Annotated in this window: 16 protein-coding genes and 1 pseudogene; 8 read left to right on the top strand and 9 right to left on the bottom strand. The window is 71.5% G+C overall.

The genetic code is table 11. The annotated features are described in order from the left end of the window. Positions 1–215 precede the first annotated feature (215 nt). Positions 216–989 (bottom strand): alpha/beta fold hydrolase, encoded by a 774-nt coding sequence (locus BM385_RS03695; protein WP_093842153.1) that lies wholly within the window; start codon positions 987–989, stop codon positions 216–218. Positions 990–1,060: 71 nt separating this feature from the next. On the opposite strand from BM385_RS03695, the gene BM385_RS03690 reads away from it, so the two are divergent. After that, entirely contained in the window at positions 1,061–1,663 is a 603-nt protein-coding gene (locus tag BM385_RS03690) for an O-methyltransferase (protein ID WP_093842152.1), read from the top strand. Here BM385_RS03690 and BM385_RS03685 read toward each other — a convergent pair. The 4 genes from BM385_RS03685 to BM385_RS03670 all read right to left on the bottom strand — a co-directional run bounded on the left by BM385_RS03685 (position 1,660) and on the right by BM385_RS03670 (position 4,976). Next, a complete protein-coding gene (locus BM385_RS03685) occupies positions 1,660–1,926 on the bottom strand; it encodes a hypothetical protein (protein ID WP_139275140.1) in 267 nt (88 codons plus the stop codon). The genes BM385_RS03690 and BM385_RS03685 overlap by 4 nt on opposite strands. 118 nt (positions 1,927–2,044) lie before the next feature. Next, positions 2,045–2,626, bottom strand: coding sequence for a GNAT family N-acetyltransferase (locus BM385_RS03680; protein ID WP_237751412.1), 582 nt, complete (start codon positions 2,624–2,626; stop codon positions 2,045–2,047). A gap of 32 nt (positions 2,627–2,658) precedes the next feature. Further along, entirely contained in the window at positions 2,659–3,657 is a 999-nt protein-coding gene (gene argF, locus BM385_RS03675) for an ornithine carbamoyltransferase (RefSeq protein WP_019436480.1), read from the bottom strand. Between the two features lie 86 nt (positions 3,658–3,743). Then, positions 3,744–4,976, bottom strand: coding sequence for an arginine deiminase (locus BM385_RS03670; protein WP_019436481.1), 1,233 nt, complete (start codon positions 4,974–4,976; stop codon positions 3,744–3,746). Positions 4,977–5,365: 389 nt separating this feature from the next. Here BM385_RS03670 and BM385_RS03665 point away from each other — a divergent pair, with 389 nt between their 5' ends. After that, complete coding sequence (locus BM385_RS03665) at positions 5,366–6,340, top strand: magnesium transporter CorA family protein (protein ID WP_019436482.1); 975 nt, start codon at positions 5,366–5,368, stop codon at positions 6,338–6,340. Positions 6,341–6,344: 4 nt separating this feature from the next. Here BM385_RS03665 and BM385_RS03660 read toward each other — a convergent pair whose 3' ends face one another. Further along, positions 6,345–6,635, bottom strand: coding sequence for a hypothetical protein (locus tag BM385_RS03660; protein ID WP_139275139.1), 291 nt, complete (start codon positions 6,633–6,635; stop codon positions 6,345–6,347). 145 nt (positions 6,636–6,780) lie between these two features. Between BM385_RS03660 and BM385_RS03655 the strand changes: the two genes are divergently transcribed. The 3 genes and pseudogenes from BM385_RS03655 to BM385_RS28355 all read left to right on the top strand — a co-directional run. Next, positions 6,781–7,329 carry a hypothetical protein gene (locus BM385_RS03655; protein WP_254791427.1) on the top strand — a complete coding sequence of 183 codons (549 nt, stop codon included), beginning with the start codon at positions 6,781–6,783 and terminating at the stop codon, positions 7,327–7,329. A gap of 63 nt (positions 7,330–7,392) precedes the next feature. After that, entirely contained in the window at positions 7,393–7,953 is a 561-nt protein-coding gene (locus tag BM385_RS03650) for a hypothetical protein (protein ID WP_019436485.1), read from the top strand. A gap of 11 nt (positions 7,954–7,964) precedes the next feature. After that, positions 7,965–9,050: pseudogene (locus BM385_RS28355) on the top strand (MAB_1171c family putative transporter); the annotation flags it as partial. A 90-nt stretch (positions 9,051–9,140) separates the two neighbouring features. On the opposite strand, the gene BM385_RS03640 reads toward BM385_RS28355, so the two are convergent. Then, on the bottom strand, positions 9,141–10,430 hold the full coding sequence (locus BM385_RS03640; protein ID WP_093842149.1) for an NlpC/P60 family protein: 1,290 nt from the start codon (positions 10,428–10,430) through the stop codon (positions 9,141–9,143). Between the two features lie 395 nt (positions 10,431–10,825). Then, positions 10,826–11,455 (bottom strand): TetR/AcrR family transcriptional regulator, encoded by a 630-nt coding sequence (locus BM385_RS03635; RefSeq protein WP_093842148.1) that lies wholly within the window; start codon positions 11,453–11,455, stop codon positions 10,826–10,828. A gap of 149 nt (positions 11,456–11,604) precedes the next feature. Between BM385_RS03635 and BM385_RS03630 the strand changes: the two genes are divergently transcribed. Beyond that, positions 11,605–13,902 (top strand): MMPL family transporter, encoded by a 2,298-nt coding sequence (locus BM385_RS03630; protein WP_175542906.1) that lies wholly within the window; start codon positions 11,605–11,607, stop codon positions 13,900–13,902. A 48-nt stretch (positions 13,903–13,950) separates the two neighbouring features. Here BM385_RS03630 and BM385_RS03625 read toward each other — a convergent pair whose 3' ends face one another. After that, positions 13,951–14,400 carry an ATP-binding protein gene (locus BM385_RS03625; protein ID WP_246338038.1) on the bottom strand — a complete coding sequence of 150 codons (450 nt, stop codon included), beginning with the start codon at positions 14,398–14,400 and terminating at the stop codon, positions 13,951–13,953. A 165-nt stretch (positions 14,401–14,565) separates the two neighbouring features. Here BM385_RS03625 and BM385_RS03620 point away from each other — a divergent pair, with 165 nt between their 5' ends. Both BM385_RS03620 and BM385_RS03615 read left to right on the top strand, forming a co-directional pair. Continuing rightward, positions 14,566–15,435, top strand: a complete 870-nt coding sequence (locus BM385_RS03620; RefSeq protein ID WP_093842145.1) for a helix-turn-helix domain-containing protein — start codon at positions 14,566–14,568, stop codon at positions 15,433–15,435. Next, complete coding sequence (locus BM385_RS03615) at positions 15,432–15,620, top strand: DUF397 domain-containing protein (RefSeq protein WP_093842144.1); 189 nt, start codon at positions 15,432–15,434, stop codon at positions 15,618–15,620. Before BM385_RS03620 ends, BM385_RS03615 begins: the two co-directional genes overlap by 4 nt. The last annotated feature ends 868 nt before the right edge of the window (positions 15,621–16,488 follow it).

Raw genomic sequence — 16,488 nt, 5'->3', positions numbered from 1 at the left:
CCGACATGGCACACTTGAATGTTTAACGTTCTGTAGTCAGACCATGGCGCACCGTGACCGGATCATGGTGACGGCCGCCCGGACCGGCCCGGCGCTGCGGCAGAATACTGCTCGTGCAGTGAACCTCCGCCGTGCAGGGCAGAGGTGCACCGCCACCTCCGGAGCGCTCGCCGGCCATCGCTTCCCCGCCCGGCCGCCGTGCGCTCCGGCCCTTCTCACCGCTGGTCGCGCAGAAAACCGGCCAGCAGCCCCGCCACCTCCGCCGGGCGTTCCAGCGAGGGCAGATGGCCGGCCCAGGGCAGCTCCAGATGGCGGGCGTTGGGCAGCTCGTGCGGCAGGGACGCGGCGATCTCCCGGAAGTCCGGGAAATCGTGCGCGCCGGAGATCGCCAGCACGGGCACCGCGCCGATCCGGGACAGCCGCACCGGCTCCGCCGCCGGCGGCTGGGCACCGGACTCCTCGGCGGCGAGCTGTACGTCGAACGCCCGCCGCTGCATCAGCCGCACCATCGCCCGGGTGTTGCCGTCGGCGTCCGGGCCCAGCCAGGTGCTCACATTCAGCTCCACCGCTCCGGCGATGTCGTCGGCCGCGATCAGCTGGTCCTCCTTGTCGCTGAAGGCGGTCAGCACCGCCGAGGGCCGGTGCCCCGGCGACCCCGCGCACAACAGGGCGAGCGAGCCGACCCGTTCGGGCCAGCGGGCGGCGAACTCCAGCGCCACCCGCCCCCCGAAGGAGGAGCCGACCACCGCGACCCGGTCCACGTTCAGTTCGTCCAGCAGGTCCCGGACGTCCTCCGCGTCGCTGTGCGGCCCGGGCACGGCCGGGCTGTCGCCGTGCCCCCGGAAGTCCGGCCGGATCAGGTGGAAACCCGCGTCGATCAGAACCCGCCACTGCGGATCCCACATCCGGCGGTCGCACACCGAGGAGTGCAGCAACAGCACCGCCGGACCTTCTCCTGCCACATCATGGGAGAGATAAGGGAAGCTCATCCGATTCCTTCGTTGCGGAACCCTGTGGATCCCCTCGTTCACGGGGAGTGGATCAGGGACATCATCACCCCATGACGGAGCGCGGGACAAACGCCTACAAGCAACTCAGCGAAGTGCCGCCGCCGGTGGCCCGGGCGGTCCGCGCGGCGCGCACGGCGGGCTTCGCGTACTCCTGCCGTCCGGAGCAGGGCCGGCTGCTGCACGCGCTGGCCGGCGGTGCCACCGGGACGATCGCCGAGACCGGCACCGGCTGCGGGGTCGGCCTGGCCTGGCTGGCCGCCGGGGCGGGCCCCGGCGTGCGCCTGGTGAGCGTGGAGCGCGACGCGGGCCGGGCCGCCCTGGCCGCCGGGCTCTTCGCGGACGACGCGCGGGTGACGGTCCTGCACGGTGAGTGGCCGGCGATCGCCGCACACGGCCCCTTCGACCTGCTGGTGCTGGACGGCGGCGGCCAGGGGAAGACACCGGGCGACACCCCGGCCGACCCCCGCGCCCTGCTCGCCCCGCACGGCACGGTCGTCATCGACGACTTCACCCCGTCCACCACCTGGCCGCCCCGCCACGAGGGCGCCGTCGACCACGCCCGCGTGCACTGGCTCACCCACCCCGCCCTGCGGGCCACCGAACTGCGCCTCGCCCCGGATCTCGCCACCGTGATCGGCACCCGCCGCGACTAGGGCGCCCCGGCCGGCTCCCCGCGGACGGCCAGGTCGACCTCCACCGCGGACCGGGTGCCCCAGCGGTTCACCCGGTGGCAGGTGGCCATGGCGTACAGATACAGCGGACGGAGCACGACCATGCGCCAGGCGGCGGCGAGCGGGGCGGCGGCGAACAGCAGCGCGCTCTGCCAGCCGGTCATATCGGTGCGCCCCACCGTGAACAGGCGCAGGGCCATCGGATAGCTCATGGCGACCCCGATGAGCAGACCGAGTGTCAGCACCAGGCCCAGCGGCACGAGCAGCCTGGGGGAGCGGTGCCAGGCCCGGTGCAGTACGGGGACGCCCGGCCACCGGCCGCCCGTGCAGGCCCGGCGCCGCCCGCCGGCCGCCCCGGGCCCGTCAGCCGGCGTGCTCCGGTGGCCGCAGTTCGTGCTCCAGCACGGTCATCAGGATCAGGTCGTACCAGCGGCCGTCACGGCGGAAACCCTCGCGCTGCCGGCCGTCCTCGGTGAAACCGGCCTTGGCGTACGCGCGGCGCGCGGCGGCGTTGTCCGCCACCACCCACAGCGTGATGGAGTGCAGCCGCAGCTGGTCGAAGCCGTAACGGCACAGCGTGCGGACCGCGTCCGTGCCGTGCCCCTGCCCCCAGGCGTCCTTCTCGCCCAGATAGATGTCCAGGACGGCCATGCCGTTCTCGGCCTCGAAGTCGCGCAGACAGGTGACCCCGATCAGCCGGCCCTCGTCCCGGGTCTCGATCGCCAGCAACAGCCGCTCGTAACTGCTGTTGGGCTCCCGTTCTTCCACCCGGCGGCGGGTCTGCGCGAGCGACTGGGGGTAGGAGGTGTCCAGCCAGCGCATCACCTGGGGGTCGTGGTTCCAGCGCCACAGCGCCTCGGCGTCCTCGGGCTCCATCGCCCGCAGTCGTACCAGATCTCCGGTCAGCATCCCCGACAGATACCAGCCGCCGCTCCCCGCGCTCAACGCATTTCCCGGCGCCGGGCCCCGCCGGGCGCTCAGCCCAGGGTCGCCACCATCAGCGCCTTGATGGTGTGCATCCGGTTCTCCGCCTGGTCGAAGACCACCGAGTGCTCCGACTCGAACACCTCGTCGGTGACCTCCAGCGAGTCCAGCCCGTACTGCTCGTGCAGCTCCCGCCCCACCTGGGTGCCCAGGTCGTGGAAGGCGGGCAGGCAGTGCAGGAACCGGACGTCCGGGTTACCGGTGGCGCGCAGCACGTCCGTGGTGACCGCGTACGGGGTCAGCAGCCCGATCCGCTGCTCCCACGCCTGGATCGGCTCACCCATCGACACCCACACATCGGTGGCGACGAAGTCCGCGCCCGCCACGCCCTCGGCCACCTCCTCGGTCAGCGTGATCCGGGCCCCGGTGCGCTCCGCCAGCGCCCGCGCCTCGGCCACCACCGTCTCCTCGGGCCACAGCGCGCGCGGGGCGACGATCCGGACGTCCATCCCGAGCAGCGCCCCGGTGACCAGGTAGGAGTTGCCCATGTTGTTGCGCGCGTCGCCCAGGTAGGCGTAGGCGATACGGTCCAGCGGCTTGTCGCTGTGCTCGGTCATGGTGAGCACGTCGGCGAGCATCTGGGTGGGGTGCCAGTCGTCGGTCAGCCCGTTGTAGACCGGCACCCCGGCGTGCGCCGCCAGCTCCTCCACCGTGTGCTGGGCGGAGCCCCGGTACTGGATCGCGTCGAACATCCGGCCGAGCACCCGGGCGGTGTCCTTCGCCGACTCCTTGTACCCGACGTGGCTGGCCGACGGGTCCAGGTACGTGGTGGCCGCGCCCTGCTCGGACGCCGCCACCTCGAACGCGCAACGGGTCCGGGTGGAGCTCTTCTCGAAGATCAGCGCGATGTTCCGGCCCACCAGCCGCCGCTGCTCCGTCCCGGCCCGCCGGGCGGCCTTCAGCTCGGCGGCCAGGGCGATCAGGGAACGGAACTCCCCGGGGGTGAGGTCCAGCTCCTTGAGCAGGTGGCGGCCGGTGAGTTCTGTCGCCATGGCGAGCTCCTGGTCGAAAAGATGACTGAATAGGTCATGGAAGTCTATACGGCGCACCTCATGGCTATGCAAGGGCCTTCAGGTGCTCACACCGGGTCCCGCTCCACCGGGCAGCTCATGCACCGCGGCCCGCCCCGGCCCCGTCCCAGCTCGCTGCCCGGGATCTCCAGCACCTCGAAGCCGCTGCGCCGCAGATAGGTATTGGTGGTCACATTGCGCTCGTACGTCACCACCACCCCCGGCTCGACCGCCAGCACGTTGCAGCCGTCGTCCCACTGCTCCCGCTCCGCCGCGTGCACGTCCTGGGTCGCCGTCAGCACCCGGATCCCGTCCAGGCCGAGCGCCGCCGCGATCGCCCGGTGCATGTGCTCCGGCGGATGGTCGGTGACCTTCAGCTCCCCCTCGTCCGCGCCCGGTTCGATGGTGTACGAGCGCAGCATCCCCAGCCCCGCGTACTGCGTGAACGTCTCGCCGTCCACCATGGTCAGCACCGTGTCCAGATGCATGAACGCCCGCCGCTTGGGCATGTCGAGCGCCACGATCGTGCGCGCCGAGCCGGTCGCGAACAGCCGCCGCGCCAGCAGCTCCACCGCCTGCGGCGTGGTCCGCTCGCTCATCCCCACCAGCACCGCGCCGCCGCCGATCACCAGCACGTCCCCGCCCTCGATGGTGGACGGGTGCCCGCCCTGCCCTTCCGACCAGCGGTGGAACGCCCCGGCGCCGGGCCCGGCGAACAGCGGGTGATGCCCGTACACCGCCTCGAAGTGCACGCTCTCCCGCTGCCGGGCCGGCCAGCGCATCGCGTTGATGGCCACCCCGTCGTACACCCATGCCGAGGTGTCCCGGGTGAACAGATGGTTGGGCAGCGGCTGGAGCAGGAAGTCGTCGGGCGCCATCACATGGAACCGCACCGAGGACGGCTCGCGGTGCGCCTCCAGGTACTCCCGCTTGGTCATGCCGCCGATCAGCGCCTCGGCCAGCTCGGCGTCCGGCAGCCCCTCGAACACCGCCCGCAGCTCGTCGGTGGCCAGCGGGCCGTACTCCCGCTCGTCGAAGACCCGGTCGAGCACCAGCGCCCGCGCCGCCGGGATCGCCAGCGCCTCGGCGAGCAGGTCCCCGAAGAGATGGACGGTGACGCCGCGCTCGCGCAGCAGCTCCGCGAAGGTGTCGTGCTCCTGCTGCGCGCGGCGCACCCACAGCACGTCGTCGAAGAGCAGATCGTCCTTGTTGCTCGGGGTCAGCCGCTTCAGTTCCAGGCCCGGCCGGTGCAGGATGACGCGGCGCAGCCGGCCGGTCTCGGAGTCGACATGGAAGGTCATGTGCCCATCCTGCGCCATCCGCCCGGAGTTGCCCCCTCATCCGGTGATCGGGTTCCCGACCATCGCGAGGAGGGGCCCGCGCGTTTTCCGGCGGGCTCCCGCGGTGAGGACGACGCGCGAAGCGGCCCGGCCCCACGGCGGCGCGCCGGCCGTCCACCGGACCCGGCAGGTGAGGGTGACCACCGTCGCGGGCAGCGGACGGCCGCACCCTCATGTGGACCCCCACCCCGCCGGACGGCTCCCTCGGCGGCACCCTCACCCCGGCGGCGTACGGCGACCGGGAAACGCCAGGGACCGGCACGGGTCAGCCCGCTGTTCGTGGCCCTGCGCGTCCACGAGGTGATCGAACTGCCGTGGTGAGCGCCGCCCGGCGCCCCTAATGTCGGACTATGGCGCGCACCCGGCTGTACCGCGACGGATCCCTGGTCCGGGAGAATTTCCCGGTCCACGAGATCTCCGAGCACCTGGCCGACCCGGCGGCGCTGGTCTGGCTCGACCTCTTCCGGCCCACCCCGCAGAAGCTGGCCCGGGTCGGCCAGGAGTTCGGCCTGCACGAACTGGCCCTGGAGGACGCCGCCACCGCCGGCCAGCGCCCCAAGATCGACCGCTACCGCTCCCACGAGTTTTTCAGCGGCTACGCGGTGCGCATCGACCCGCACGGCGGGCGGCTGACCACCACCGAGATCGCCGCGTTCCTCACCCGGCGGGCGCTGATCACGGTCCGCCAGGACGACGGGTTCGACATCGACGACGTCGTCACCCGGTGGGACGACAGCCCCGACCTCGCCGGCCAGGGGGTCGGCTTCCTGCTGCACGGGCTGCTCGACCATCTGGTGGACGGCCACTTCCAGGCGGTGCAGCAACTGGACGACGCGATCGAGGAACTGGAGGAACTGCTCTTCGCCGAGGACCCCGGCGAGATCCGCCAGGTGCAGCGCGACGCGTACGAACTGCGCAAGTCCCTGGTCGGGCTGCGCCGGGTCGTCCTGCCGATGCGCGAGGTGATCAACACCCTGATGCGCCCCGGGACCGGGGTGGTCACCGACCGGCTGATGCCCTACTACCAGGACATCTACGACCACGTCCTGCGCGCCGCCGAGTGGACGGAGTCACTGCGCGACATGGTCGCCTCGGTGATGGAGACCAACCTCTCCATCCAGAGCAACCGGATGAACCTCATCATGAAGAAGGTGACCAGCTGGGCCGCGATCATCGCGGTACCGACCGCGATCACCGGCTACTACGGGCAGAACCTGCCCTACCCCGGGTTCAGCGACCAGGCGGGGCTGATCTCCTCCAGCGTGCTGATCGTGGGCATCACCCTGCTGCTGTACGTCCTCTTCCGCCGCAACGACTGGCTGTGACGGCTCACGGCAGGAAGGCGCCGGCCAGCAGATAGGGCAGGCTCCCGGCCAGCAGCCCGGCGAAGACCACGGTGGCCGCCGTCGTCCCCGTACTGTCGTGCCGCCGGGCCAGCAGCCCGGTGGCGACCAGACCGCCCGCGCCGAGCAGCAGCCCGTACAGCGCGGTGAACGGGGAGACCGCCAGGGCGAGCAGGCCCGTCACGGCGAACAGCACCAGTGTCCAGCGTGCGGCGCGATGGTCCATGGTGCGGCCCGTCGCCCGATCCGTCGTCGTCCGGCTCGTCGTCTGGTTCATCGCGGAACTCCTCAGCACAGTCAGAGGGTTGACCGTCCGGTGAGGAATTGTTCCCCGGGCCCGCACACGATCATGCACGGATGTCCGCACCGATCACACACTTTTGTGATGTCGCCGTTGCCTGCCGCACCGGGCGCGGCCGGCGGTGGACGATACTGGGGGCGATTCGGTGGCGGAGGGGGCGGAGAACGTGGACGAGCGGCACGGTGAGGACCGAGCGGTGGAACCGGAGGGCGAACGGCTCGGGCGCCGGATCGAGTTCCTGTTCCGTTACGTGCAGCCGCTGGGGCGCCGGTACACGCTCCAGGAAGTGGTGGACGGGATCCGTGACGCGGCCCGGCCCGGGGACTCCAGGATCTCGGTCGGCCGGCTGTGGACGCTCCTGAAGGGACGGGCCGGGAACCCCACCATCGGCACCCTGCGCGCGCTGGGCGACTTCTTCGGCGTCCCGCACGCGTACTTCATCGACGACGAGGTGGCCGACCGGGTCGCCGCCCAGCTGGAGCTGATCGCGGCGATGCGGGCCAACGACGTACGGTCGGTGGCGCTGCGGGCCGCCGCCGTCGCGACCATGTCGGCGCGCGGCGTGGACACGGTGCGCTCGCTGGTCGAACGCAGCGCGATGCTGGAGGCCGAGGCCGAGGCCGGGGAAGAGGGGACCGGTCGGCCGGATCCGCCGGGCCCGGTCGTCTAAACTCCGTCCGGGTGCCGGAGGGGACCGTGGGGGACGGGGAACTGTGCTGACACGGGGACACATATGGAGGACCGGCAGTGGCGTGCGTTCACGGCACGCTGCCACGGCCTGATCGGCCGGCTGGCCGTCCCGGGACCGTTCACGATCGAGGCCCTGGCCGAGGCGGTCGCCCGGCGCCGCGGCCGGCCGCTGCGGCTGATCCCGCTGGCCGGGACGGACAGCGGCGGATCGGGGATCTGCGGGGTGTGGATCGCCTTCGCCGAGGCCGATCACGTCTACTACTCGGTGGTGACCAGCCCCGTCCACCAGGCCCACATCGTGCTGCACGAGCTGGCGCACATCCTGCTGGAGCACCGGCAGGACGGCGCACCGGACCACGCGAGTCTGCGCCGGCTCTTCCCCGACCTCGACCCCGCGATGGCCGCCCGGCTGCTGGCCCGTGACCGCACCCGGGCGACCACCGACCAGGAGCAGGAGGCCGAGCTGCTGGCCTCCCTGATGTGGCAGCACTTCGACACCCTCCCGGCGACCCGCCCGGGCGCATCGCGCGCCTCGGCCGACACCCTCTCCCTGGTGATGTGCACCTTCGCCGAGGTCTACGAGTGGAGGGGACCGACCGCTTGAGGCCGTACGAGATGGCGGTGCTGCCGCTGCTCTGGAGCCTGTCCCTGTACCACCTCGGCCGATGGCGGACCGCGCCGCGGCGCAACCGGGTGCTCACGGCGGGCTGGACCTGCCTCGCGCTCGGGGCGACGCTGGGCACACCGGCGGTGCGGCGCGTGGTCGACGCGCTGATCGGGGTCAACAGCGGCACCGCCCTGCTGGTGCATCTGCTGGGACTGACCGGGACGGCGGCCCTGGTGGAGTTCGTCCGCGAGATGACGGGACGGGCCCGGGGGCGGCTCTCGCGGCGGAACCTGGCCGCGCTGGCGGCCGGGGCGATCGTGCTGACCACCGCGTTCGCACTGATGCCGCGCCCGCACGGCGACATCGACCTGCTGACGTACAGCCGGTCCTCCTGGGCGGGTTACACCTACTGGGCGGTGCTGAGCGGCTACACCGCCTACGGCCTGCTGACGATCGCGCGGATCTGCTGGATCGACGGACGCCACGCCTCGCCGGGCCCCGCCCGTACCTCACTGCGGCTGATGCGGATCGCCACCCTGCTCGGCGCCGCCTATCTGCTGCACCGGTTCGGCTATGTGACGGCGAGGTTCGCCCAGTGGCCGCTGCCGGACGCGCGCCTGATCACCGGGGCCACCCAGGTGCTGCTGGCGATCATGGTGCTGCTGTTCGCGCTCGCCGTCATCTGGCCGGCACACGCCGAGCACCGGCTGAAGCGGGCAGCGGCCCGGCAGGCCGACCGGATCGCGCCGCTGTGGCGACTGCTGCAGACCGCGACCCCCGGTGTGGTGCTGCCGTTGCCGGCGGACGTACGCCGCAGGAACCCCCGGCTGCGGCTGTACCGGTACGTCATCGAGATCCGCGACAGCGCGCTGGCCCTGGAGACCCACCTGGGCCCCGGCCACCCGCCGGCCGCCGAGGCCGCCTTGCGGACAGCCGGGTTCGCCGGGCCCGGGCCGGCCCCGGCGGTGGAGGCGGTGCTGCTGCGGTACGCCGTCTCGGCGCGGCTGTCCGGTCGCGAGGGGGCGTGCGGGGGGCGGTCCGCCGTCCCGGAAACGTCGGACCTGGAGGCCGAGATCAGCTGGTTCGAGGAGGTTGCGGCGGCGCTGGAACTGCCCGCCGTGGTGGCCGCCGCCGAAGCTGCACACGGTGCCCGGCGCACCGGTGAACGGCGCGCCGGGCTGACCTCAGCCGCGTGCGTCCCAGTTGCCGGCGACGGGGATGTCGCCGGTGGTGCCCCACTTGATGACGCGGGTTTTGCCGTCGTCCATCCGCAGATGGAACTCGTTCGTGGACGGCCGGTAGATCCCGACGTTCCCGGCATGCCCGCCGTCCCAGTTGGCGGAGACGGGCTTGTCGCCGGTGGTGCCGTACTTGATCACCCGGGTCTTGCCGTCGTCCATCCGCAGATGGAACTCGCCCGTCGAAGGCCGGTAGATGCCGATGTTGCTGGCGTGTCCGCCGTCCCAGTTCCCGGTGATGGGGATGTCGCCGGTGGTGCCGTACTTGATCACCCGGGTCTTGCCATCATCCATCCGCAGATGGAACTCGTTCGTGGACGGCCGGTAGATCCCGACGTTCCCCGCGTGTCCGCCGTCCCAGTCCCCGGAGATCGGGATGTCCCCGGTGGTGCCGTACTTCAGCTCGATCAGCCCGCCGTCGTCCTTGCGGAGGTGGAAGGTGCTGGTGGACGGCCGGTAGATCCCGACGTTCTCCAGATGACCCCCGTCCCAGTTCCCCGAGACCGGGATATCGCCCGTCGTGCCCCACTTGATCTTCAGCAGGCTCCCGTCGTCCTTGCGCAGATGGAACTCGCTGGTGGACGGCCGGTAGATCCCGACATTGTCCGGCCCCGGATCCACCGGAGCCGGCGGGGTGACGTCATCCACGATGCTGTTGTTGCGGACCGGCCTGAACGTCCCGTACCCCGAGTAGTACGGGTACGGAATCGTCCGGTAGTGCACCCCGCTGCCGGTGAACTCGTACCCCCGGTACGCACTCTTCGACGCGTCCGTCCAGCCGGCGAACAGCACGATGTGACCGCTGGCGCCCGCCGCGTCGTTGAGCAGCGCGTCGCCGGGCTTCAGGGCGTCCTTGCTTATCCAGGAGGCGTAACCCCTGGGCACGAAGCTGGTGGTGTCGAGCCCGGGGGTGCCGAGCTTCCAGGCCATCGACACATAGCCGGAGCAGTCGGTGCGGTACCCCTGGTAGGTGTTGGTCCAGCTGTACTGGAGTCCTCTGCCGACCCAGTTCGCCGCCCGGTTGATCACCTCGGTACGGGTGATCTGCGGCCCGACGGCGAAGGTGGAGAACTCGGCGGGCGCGCCCTGACCGGCGCCGCCCTTGTCGATGGCGGCGGCGGACGGCGGAACGTCGTCGCCCGAGGCGAACGCCGGTGCGGCGGCGAGGCCGCCGGTGAGCAGCAGCGCGACGGCCGTACCGGCCAGCGCGCGATTCAGGGCGTGTTGGGTGGACATGACTGGTACTCCCCGTGTGACAGATGGCGGAAAGCGCTCGGCCCGCCCGCTTGGCGGGACCGGTGCATGACCTGCGCGCTGGGTGGGGCTTGTGTGCGCGCCCGGTGCAGATGTGACGGCTGGTCACGCAGGAGCATCATTCGGCGTCGCTCAGAGCGAGTCAATCTTTAGTGAAAACGAGGAGTGAGCAGCTCCGCTTGACCGGCACCTATCAAGCCGGTGCCATACCGCACGATAGCGGTTCGAAGCGGCGGAGTGCGCAGATGAGGACTCCCTTGCTTGCCCCTGTCTTATGGCTCAAATTTTCACTAAAGAATCAGAAGAAGCAGCCGGTGGAGTCGAACTGTCCCCGCCGCCGCCATGCCGGATCCGCCGGCGGCCTTCCCCAGCTCCCGTCAGGACGCCGGCGCCCGGCCGGCCGGCGGCGCGAGAAGGCGTTCCAGCAGCAGCAGACCGTTCTTGAGGTCGGCGCTTCCGTCGAGCAGCCACTGGGTGCTGAGCCCGTCCGCCGCCGCGAGGACCAGCGAGGCGGCCTCGTCCAGCGGGATGTCCGACCGTACGGTTCCCGCCGCCCGGCCCGCTTCGAGGAGGGACTGGATCTTCCCCCGGAGATCGGCGTACCGCTCGGAGAAGTGCGCCCGCGAGCGGTCGTTCCCGGCCTCCAGCGCGTGCGCCACCATGCCGTTCAACAGGGCCATCAGCCCTGGCACCCGCATGCTGTGCTCGGCCGACCGCCGGACGAGATCGACGAAAGTGCCGTCGTCCGCGTCGGGGGAGTCGAGGAAGCGGCGGTCGTACTCCTGGAGCACCTCCAGGAAGAGCTGTTCGCGGGTGCCGAAATGGTGCTTGAGCACCGGGTGCGTCACGCCGATCGCCTCCGCGACCGCCCGCAGCGACGTGCCCTCGAAGCCCAGCCGGTCGTAGACGGTCAGCACCTCGTCGATGATCTGCTGCCGCCGCGCCAGGCCCTTCGCGTACTTGCCCCGCTTCGCCGCGCCCTCCTGCCGGGGGTTCCGGTCGGTCATGGCTCACCTCTCCACAGCACTCGCCCGGCCGGTCCGGCGCGGCCCGCTCGATCCTATGGCCACGGCCGTAAAAATATCCAGCCGGATATTTTTACGGTACGGTCTGCCCAGCGGCGGAACACGTCGCCGACCCGGCAGGAGGAATGGGCATGGCATGGCAGTTGTTCAGGCTCGGACGCTGGTCGTTCCGGCGCCGGTGGACCGTGGTGGGAATCTGGGCCGTGCTGCTCCTCGCCCTCGCCGGGGGAGCGGCGACCCTGTCGGGCAAGACACATGACGCCTTCGAACTGTCAGGACTCGAATCCACCGAGGCGTTCGACCTCATCAAGGACCGCGACCCCACCGCCGCCCCCGACGGCGCGACCGCCCGGGTCGTGTTCCGGGCACCGGACGGCGCGACGCTCACCGACCCGGCCGGCAGGCAGGCCATGACCGACGCCCTCGCCGTGCTGACGACGGACAACGTCGTATCGGTCCTCGACCCGTTCACCACCGGCACGATCAGCGAGGACGGCCGTACCGGCTACGTCTCCGTCGGCTACGCGCACGGCGCGGCCGACCTGACCCCGGCCGACCGCGACGCCCTCGAAGCCGCCCGCACCGTCGCCGAGGAGGCCGGCCTGACGGTCGCCATCGGCGGCGACGTGCTCGGCATCGAGATGGACGGCGCCCTGGCCGAAGCCATCGGCATCGCACTCGCCTTCGTGGTGCTCGCCCTCACCTTCGGCTCGCTCGTCGCCGCCGGGATGCCGCTGCTGACCGCGCTGGTCGGCGTCGGCATCGGCGTGGCCGCCATCGCCACCCTGACCGGCTTCGCCGAACTCGGCACCACGACCCCCGCACTCGGCACCATGCTCGGACTGGCGGTCGGCATCGACTACGCGCTGTTCATCCTGTCCCGCTACCAGGCCGAGGTCCGCCGGGGCCGCCCGCTGGACGAAGCGGCCGGCCGCGCCGTGGGCACCGCAGGCTCGGCCGTGGTGTTCGCCGGCCTCACCGTCATCATCGCGCTCGTCGGGCTCGCGGTGTGCGGCATCGGCTTCCTCACCGAGATGGGCCTGGCCGGGGCGTTCACCGTGGCCGTCGCCGTCCTCGTCGCCCTCACCCTGCTGCCCGCGCTCCTCGGCTTCACCGGCCCCCGCGCCACCGGCCGCCGCACCCGAACCCCGGCGCAGCCCACCGCCACCGCGCCCCAGACCGCCGACACCTCCGCCGTCCCCGCCGCCGCGCCCCGTACCCTCGGCCGCCGCTGGGCCGAAGGACTCGCCCGGCACCGCCGGTCCGCACTCGTGGCGGGCATCGCGCTCGCCGCCGTCGCCGCCCTCCCGGCGGCGTCCCTGCAACTCGCCCTCCCCGGCGACAGCACCAAACCCGCCGACAGCGACGCGCGCATCGCCTACGACCTCATCTCTGAACACTTCACCGCCGGGGCCAACGGCCCGCTGCTCGTCGTCATCGACACCGACGAGGCCCGCGACCCGGCCGCCGCCGTCGACACCGCCACCGAGAGCCTGCACGCCCTGGCCGCCCGGGACGACTCCCACGTCGCCGCCGTCATCCCGGCCCTGACCGGCGACAGCCCGGAAGCGCTCCACACCTACACCCAGCAACTGGAAACGGCGCGGCTCGCGACGCTCACGGTGATCCCCGTCGCCGGGCCGTCGGACCGCACCACCAAGGACCTCGTCGCCGACCTCCGCGCCGCACTCGCGGACCTGCCCGACCACACCGGAGCCCGCGCGATGGTCACCGGCCTCACCGCCGTCGATGTCGACATCTCCAACGCACTCATCGACGTCTTCCCGCTCTACCTCGCCGTCGTCGTGGGCTTGGCCGTCGTCCTGCTCATCGCCGTCTTCCGCTCCATCTGGGTTCCGCTGAAGGCCGCCCTCGGCTTCCTCTTCTCCGTCGGCGCTTCCCTCGGCGCGACCGTCGCCGTCTTCCAGTGGGGCTGGCTCAACACACTGATCGGACTCGACGCCACCGGCCCCGTCCTGTTCCTGCTGCCGATCCTGCTCACCGGCATCCTGTTCGGCCTGGCGATGGACTACGAGGTTTTCCTCGTCACCCGCATGCGGGAGGCGTACGTCCACGGCGTCCCGGCACGGCAGGCGGTGATCGACGGATTCACCCACAGCGCCCGTGTCGTGGGCGCCGCCGCCCTCATCATGGTCGGCGTGTTCGCGGGCTTCACCCTCACCGACGACATCATCCTCAAGACCATCGGCTTCGCCCTGGCCATCGGCGTCCTGGTCGACGCGTTCCTGGTCCGCATGCTGATCGTGCCCGCCGTCATGCTCATCGTCGGCCGGCACATCTGGTGGATGCCCCGGGCACTGGACCGGCTCGTCCCCACCGTGGACGTCGAGGGCGAAGCCCTCGCCGGACACCTCGCCCGCCACACGGCGGTGAACACCGTCAAGTCCACGCAGAAACACATCGCTTGAGAACGTTCAGCGCGGTGGCGCTCCGGACCGCCTCCTCGCCCACGGCGCTCAACGGCCACCCGGTGACGAGAGCACGGCCCGTACGGTCTTCCCGCTCGGCGGGTACGGCACCGCGTCCCAGTGGTCGCTGAGCGCCGCGACCAGCGACAGCCCGCGCCCACAGGGCAGCAGTTCGTCGAGATCACCGACGACCGGCGGGACCTGCGGGTACACGTCCCCCCGGGCATCGGTGACCTCGACGCGCAGACAACCGGCCGACGGCGCGAAGAACAGCCCGAGCCGGAAGTCCCGGCCGGGCAGCCGGCCGTGCTGGACGGCGTTGGTGGCCAGCTCGGCGACGACGATCTCGGCCCGCTCCCGGAGGTCCTGCGGGGCGCCCCAGGCGCGCAGTTCGACCACCCCGAGCAGCCGGGCGAGCCGGGCCCCGCGCCAGGAGGACGAGAACAACTGCGTGAAGGTCCGGACAGGGGCGCCGACAGGGGAAGTCACTTCGTTCATGACGTCAGACTGGTGCCCATTTCACCCTGGCGCGATCCATTCGCCCCGTACATGGCGTCAACGTACGCACACGCGGAGTGGACAGTACGCGGGCAAGGTCATCAGGCTGGAGGACGCGTACGGGGGCGCCCGGAACCCGTCGCGGTGCGGAGGAGGAAGGCGCGCATGGACATCGTCGAACAGAACACGGCCCCGGCCGCGACCCCGGCGGGGGACGGGGAACGCGAACCCCACCCATCCGACAGTCTCCGCACCTTCGGCGCGGTCGTCCAGGACCTGCGCGAACACGCCGGACTGAGCCGCGTCGAACTCGCCAACCGGGTGCAGTACTCCAAGCACACCGTGGAATCCGTGGAACTGGGCCGCCGGATGCCGGACGCGGGTTTCGTGGAACGCGCGGAAGAGGCCCTCGGCAACACCGGAGCCCTGCGCAAGGCCGCCCGCCACCTCACCCGGGGCGAGGCCGGTCTGGCGGCCTGGTTCCGCCGCTGGGCCCGGCTGGAACGGGAGGCGGTGAGTCTGTGCACGTATGAGTGCCGGCTGGTACCCGGCCTGTTGCAATCGGAGGCGTACGCGCGGGCGGTGTTCGAGGGCACGATCCCGCTGCGGACCGACGAGGAACTGGAGGCGCAGCTGACCGCCCGGATGGACCGACAGCAGACGATGCGGGAACGGCCCACGGTGCCGTTCAGCTTCATCGTCGAAGAGCACGTGTTCCGGCGGCGGTTCGGCGACGCCCAGGTGATGCGCGAACTGATCGACCACGTGCTGGAACGCAGCGCCCCGCGCAACGTGAGCCTCCAGTTGGTGCCGCTCGACGGAGCCCTCCACGCGTGCCTGGACGGACCGTTGCAGGTTCTGGAAACCCCGGAAGGCCGCCGACTCGGCTACTCAGAGGGACAGGAAAACGGACGTCTCATCTCCGACGCAAAAGAGATGAGTCTGCTCTGCCAGCGCTATGAAACACTGCGCTCGCAGGCCCTGAGCCCCAACGCATCCCGGGACCTGCTGGAACGACTGCGAGGAGAGCTATGAGCGGTGGTACGGAACTCGCCTGGTTCAAGTCCACCTACAGCGGCAGCCAGGGCGACAGCTGCGTAGAAGTCGCGATCGCCGACCAGGCCATCCACGTCAGGGACTCCAAGGACAGCGCTCGCCCGCACTTCACAGTCAGCCAAGAAGCCTGGGCTCCCTTCGTCCACTTCGCAGCACACCGCTGATCTACACCGGCGGGCCGGCCCCGATCCCTCGCCTGCGCCGAGGTGCCTCCCCGCAGGTGCGGGGCCGACACGTTCATCTGAACCTGCGTCGCGCGTTGGTCGGGAACATCCCCGCAGGCGCGGGGCCGACAGACGGCCGACGACGTCCTCGTGCACGGCGACGGGAACACCCCTGCAGGTGCGGGGCCGACGCGGCACGGGCCAGGGTGACCAGGGAGATCAGCGGAACACCCCCGCAGGTGCGGGGCTGACATCGCCGTCAGCCACGCGATGGTCGCGTCCCGGGGAACACCCCCGCAGGTGCAGGGCCGACCGCAACCATCACCACCACGGCGGCCACCACGGAGGAACACCCCCGCAGGTGCGCCGACGCCGACGCCCCGCCCGGAGAGGACCGCACCCGTGGAACACCCCTGCAGGTGCGGGGCCGACACCGTTGTGCGGGTGGACACCCGCGATCGGCTGGGAACATCCTCCGCAGGTGCGGGGCCGACCGCGCCGTTGCGTAGACGTGCGCCCGGCCCGAGGGAACATCCCCGCAGGTGCGGGGCCGACATGCGGCCCGCCGAGCGCAGCTCGGAGAGCGCGGGAATACCCCCGCAGGTGCGGGGCCGACCCCTCCGGCGTGCGCAACATCTCGGACGTCCACGGAACACCCCCGCAGGTGCGGGGCCGACGCCAGCGCCGACAGCACCAACAGGCACAGAGCGGGGAACACCCCCGCAGGTGCGGGGCCGACGCCCGGTGTGTGGAGCAGATCGGGGTGCCGCCGGGAACACCCCCGCAGGTGCGGGGCCGACGCCGGCAGGCAGGGGCCGGTCGGCGGGGATGTCGGAACACCCCCGCAGGTGCGGGGCCGACATCGCCG

Source organism: Streptomyces harbinensis, assembly GCF_900116145.1.
Lineage (GTDB): Bacteria > Actinomycetota > Actinomycetes > Streptomycetales > Streptomycetaceae > Streptomyces > Streptomyces carpaticus.
This window is presented reverse-complemented; position numbering and strand designations above follow the sequence as displayed.

What these genes read in the sequence shown, in the direction of transcription:
- BM385_RS03625 (WP_246338038.1), bottom strand. Translation starts at nt 14,400, where the DNA reads ATGAACGAAGTGACTTCCCCTGTCGGCGCCCCTGTCCGGACCTTCACG.
- BM385_RS03630 (WP_175542906.1), top strand. Translation starts at nt 11,605, where the DNA reads ATGGCATGGCAGTTGTTCAGGCTCGGACGCTGGTCGTTCCGGCGCCGG.
- BM385_RS03615 (WP_093842144.1), top strand. Translation starts at nt 15,432, where the DNA reads ATGAGCGGTGGTACGGAACTCGCCTGGTTCAAGTCCACCTACAGCGGC.
- BM385_RS03660 (WP_139275139.1), bottom strand. Translation starts at nt 6,635, where the DNA reads ATGAACCAGACGACGAGCCGGACGACGACGGATCGGGCGACGGGCCGC.
- BM385_RS03665 (WP_019436482.1), top strand. Translation starts at nt 5,366, where the DNA reads ATGGCGCGCACCCGGCTGTACCGCGACGGATCCCTGGTCCGGGAGAAT.
- BM385_RS03635 (WP_093842148.1), bottom strand. Translation starts at nt 11,455, where the DNA reads ATGACCGACCGGAACCCCCGGCAGGAGGGCGCGGCGAAGCGGGGCAAG.
- BM385_RS03695 (WP_093842153.1), bottom strand. Translation starts at nt 989, where the DNA reads ATGAGCTTCCCTTATCTCTCCCATGATGTGGCAGGAGAAGGTCCGGCG.
- BM385_RS03690 (WP_093842152.1), top strand. Translation starts at nt 1,061, where the DNA reads ATGACGGAGCGCGGGACAAACGCCTACAAGCAACTCAGCGAAGTGCCG.
- argF (WP_019436480.1), bottom strand. Translation starts at nt 3,657, where the DNA reads ATGGCGACAGAACTCACCGGCCGCCACCTGCTCAAGGAGCTGGACCTC.
- BM385_RS03650 (WP_019436485.1), top strand. Translation starts at nt 7,393, where the DNA reads ATGGAGGACCGGCAGTGGCGTGCGTTCACGGCACGCTGCCACGGCCTG.
- BM385_RS03620 (WP_093842145.1), top strand. Translation starts at nt 14,566, where the DNA reads ATGGACATCGTCGAACAGAACACGGCCCCGGCCGCGACCCCGGCGGGG.
- BM385_RS03670 (WP_019436481.1), bottom strand. Translation starts at nt 4,976, where the DNA reads ATGACCTTCCATGTCGACTCCGAGACCGGCCGGCTGCGCCGCGTCATC.
- BM385_RS03640 (WP_093842149.1), bottom strand. Translation starts at nt 10,430, where the DNA reads ATGTCCACCCAACACGCCCTGAATCGCGCGCTGGCCGGTACGGCCGTC.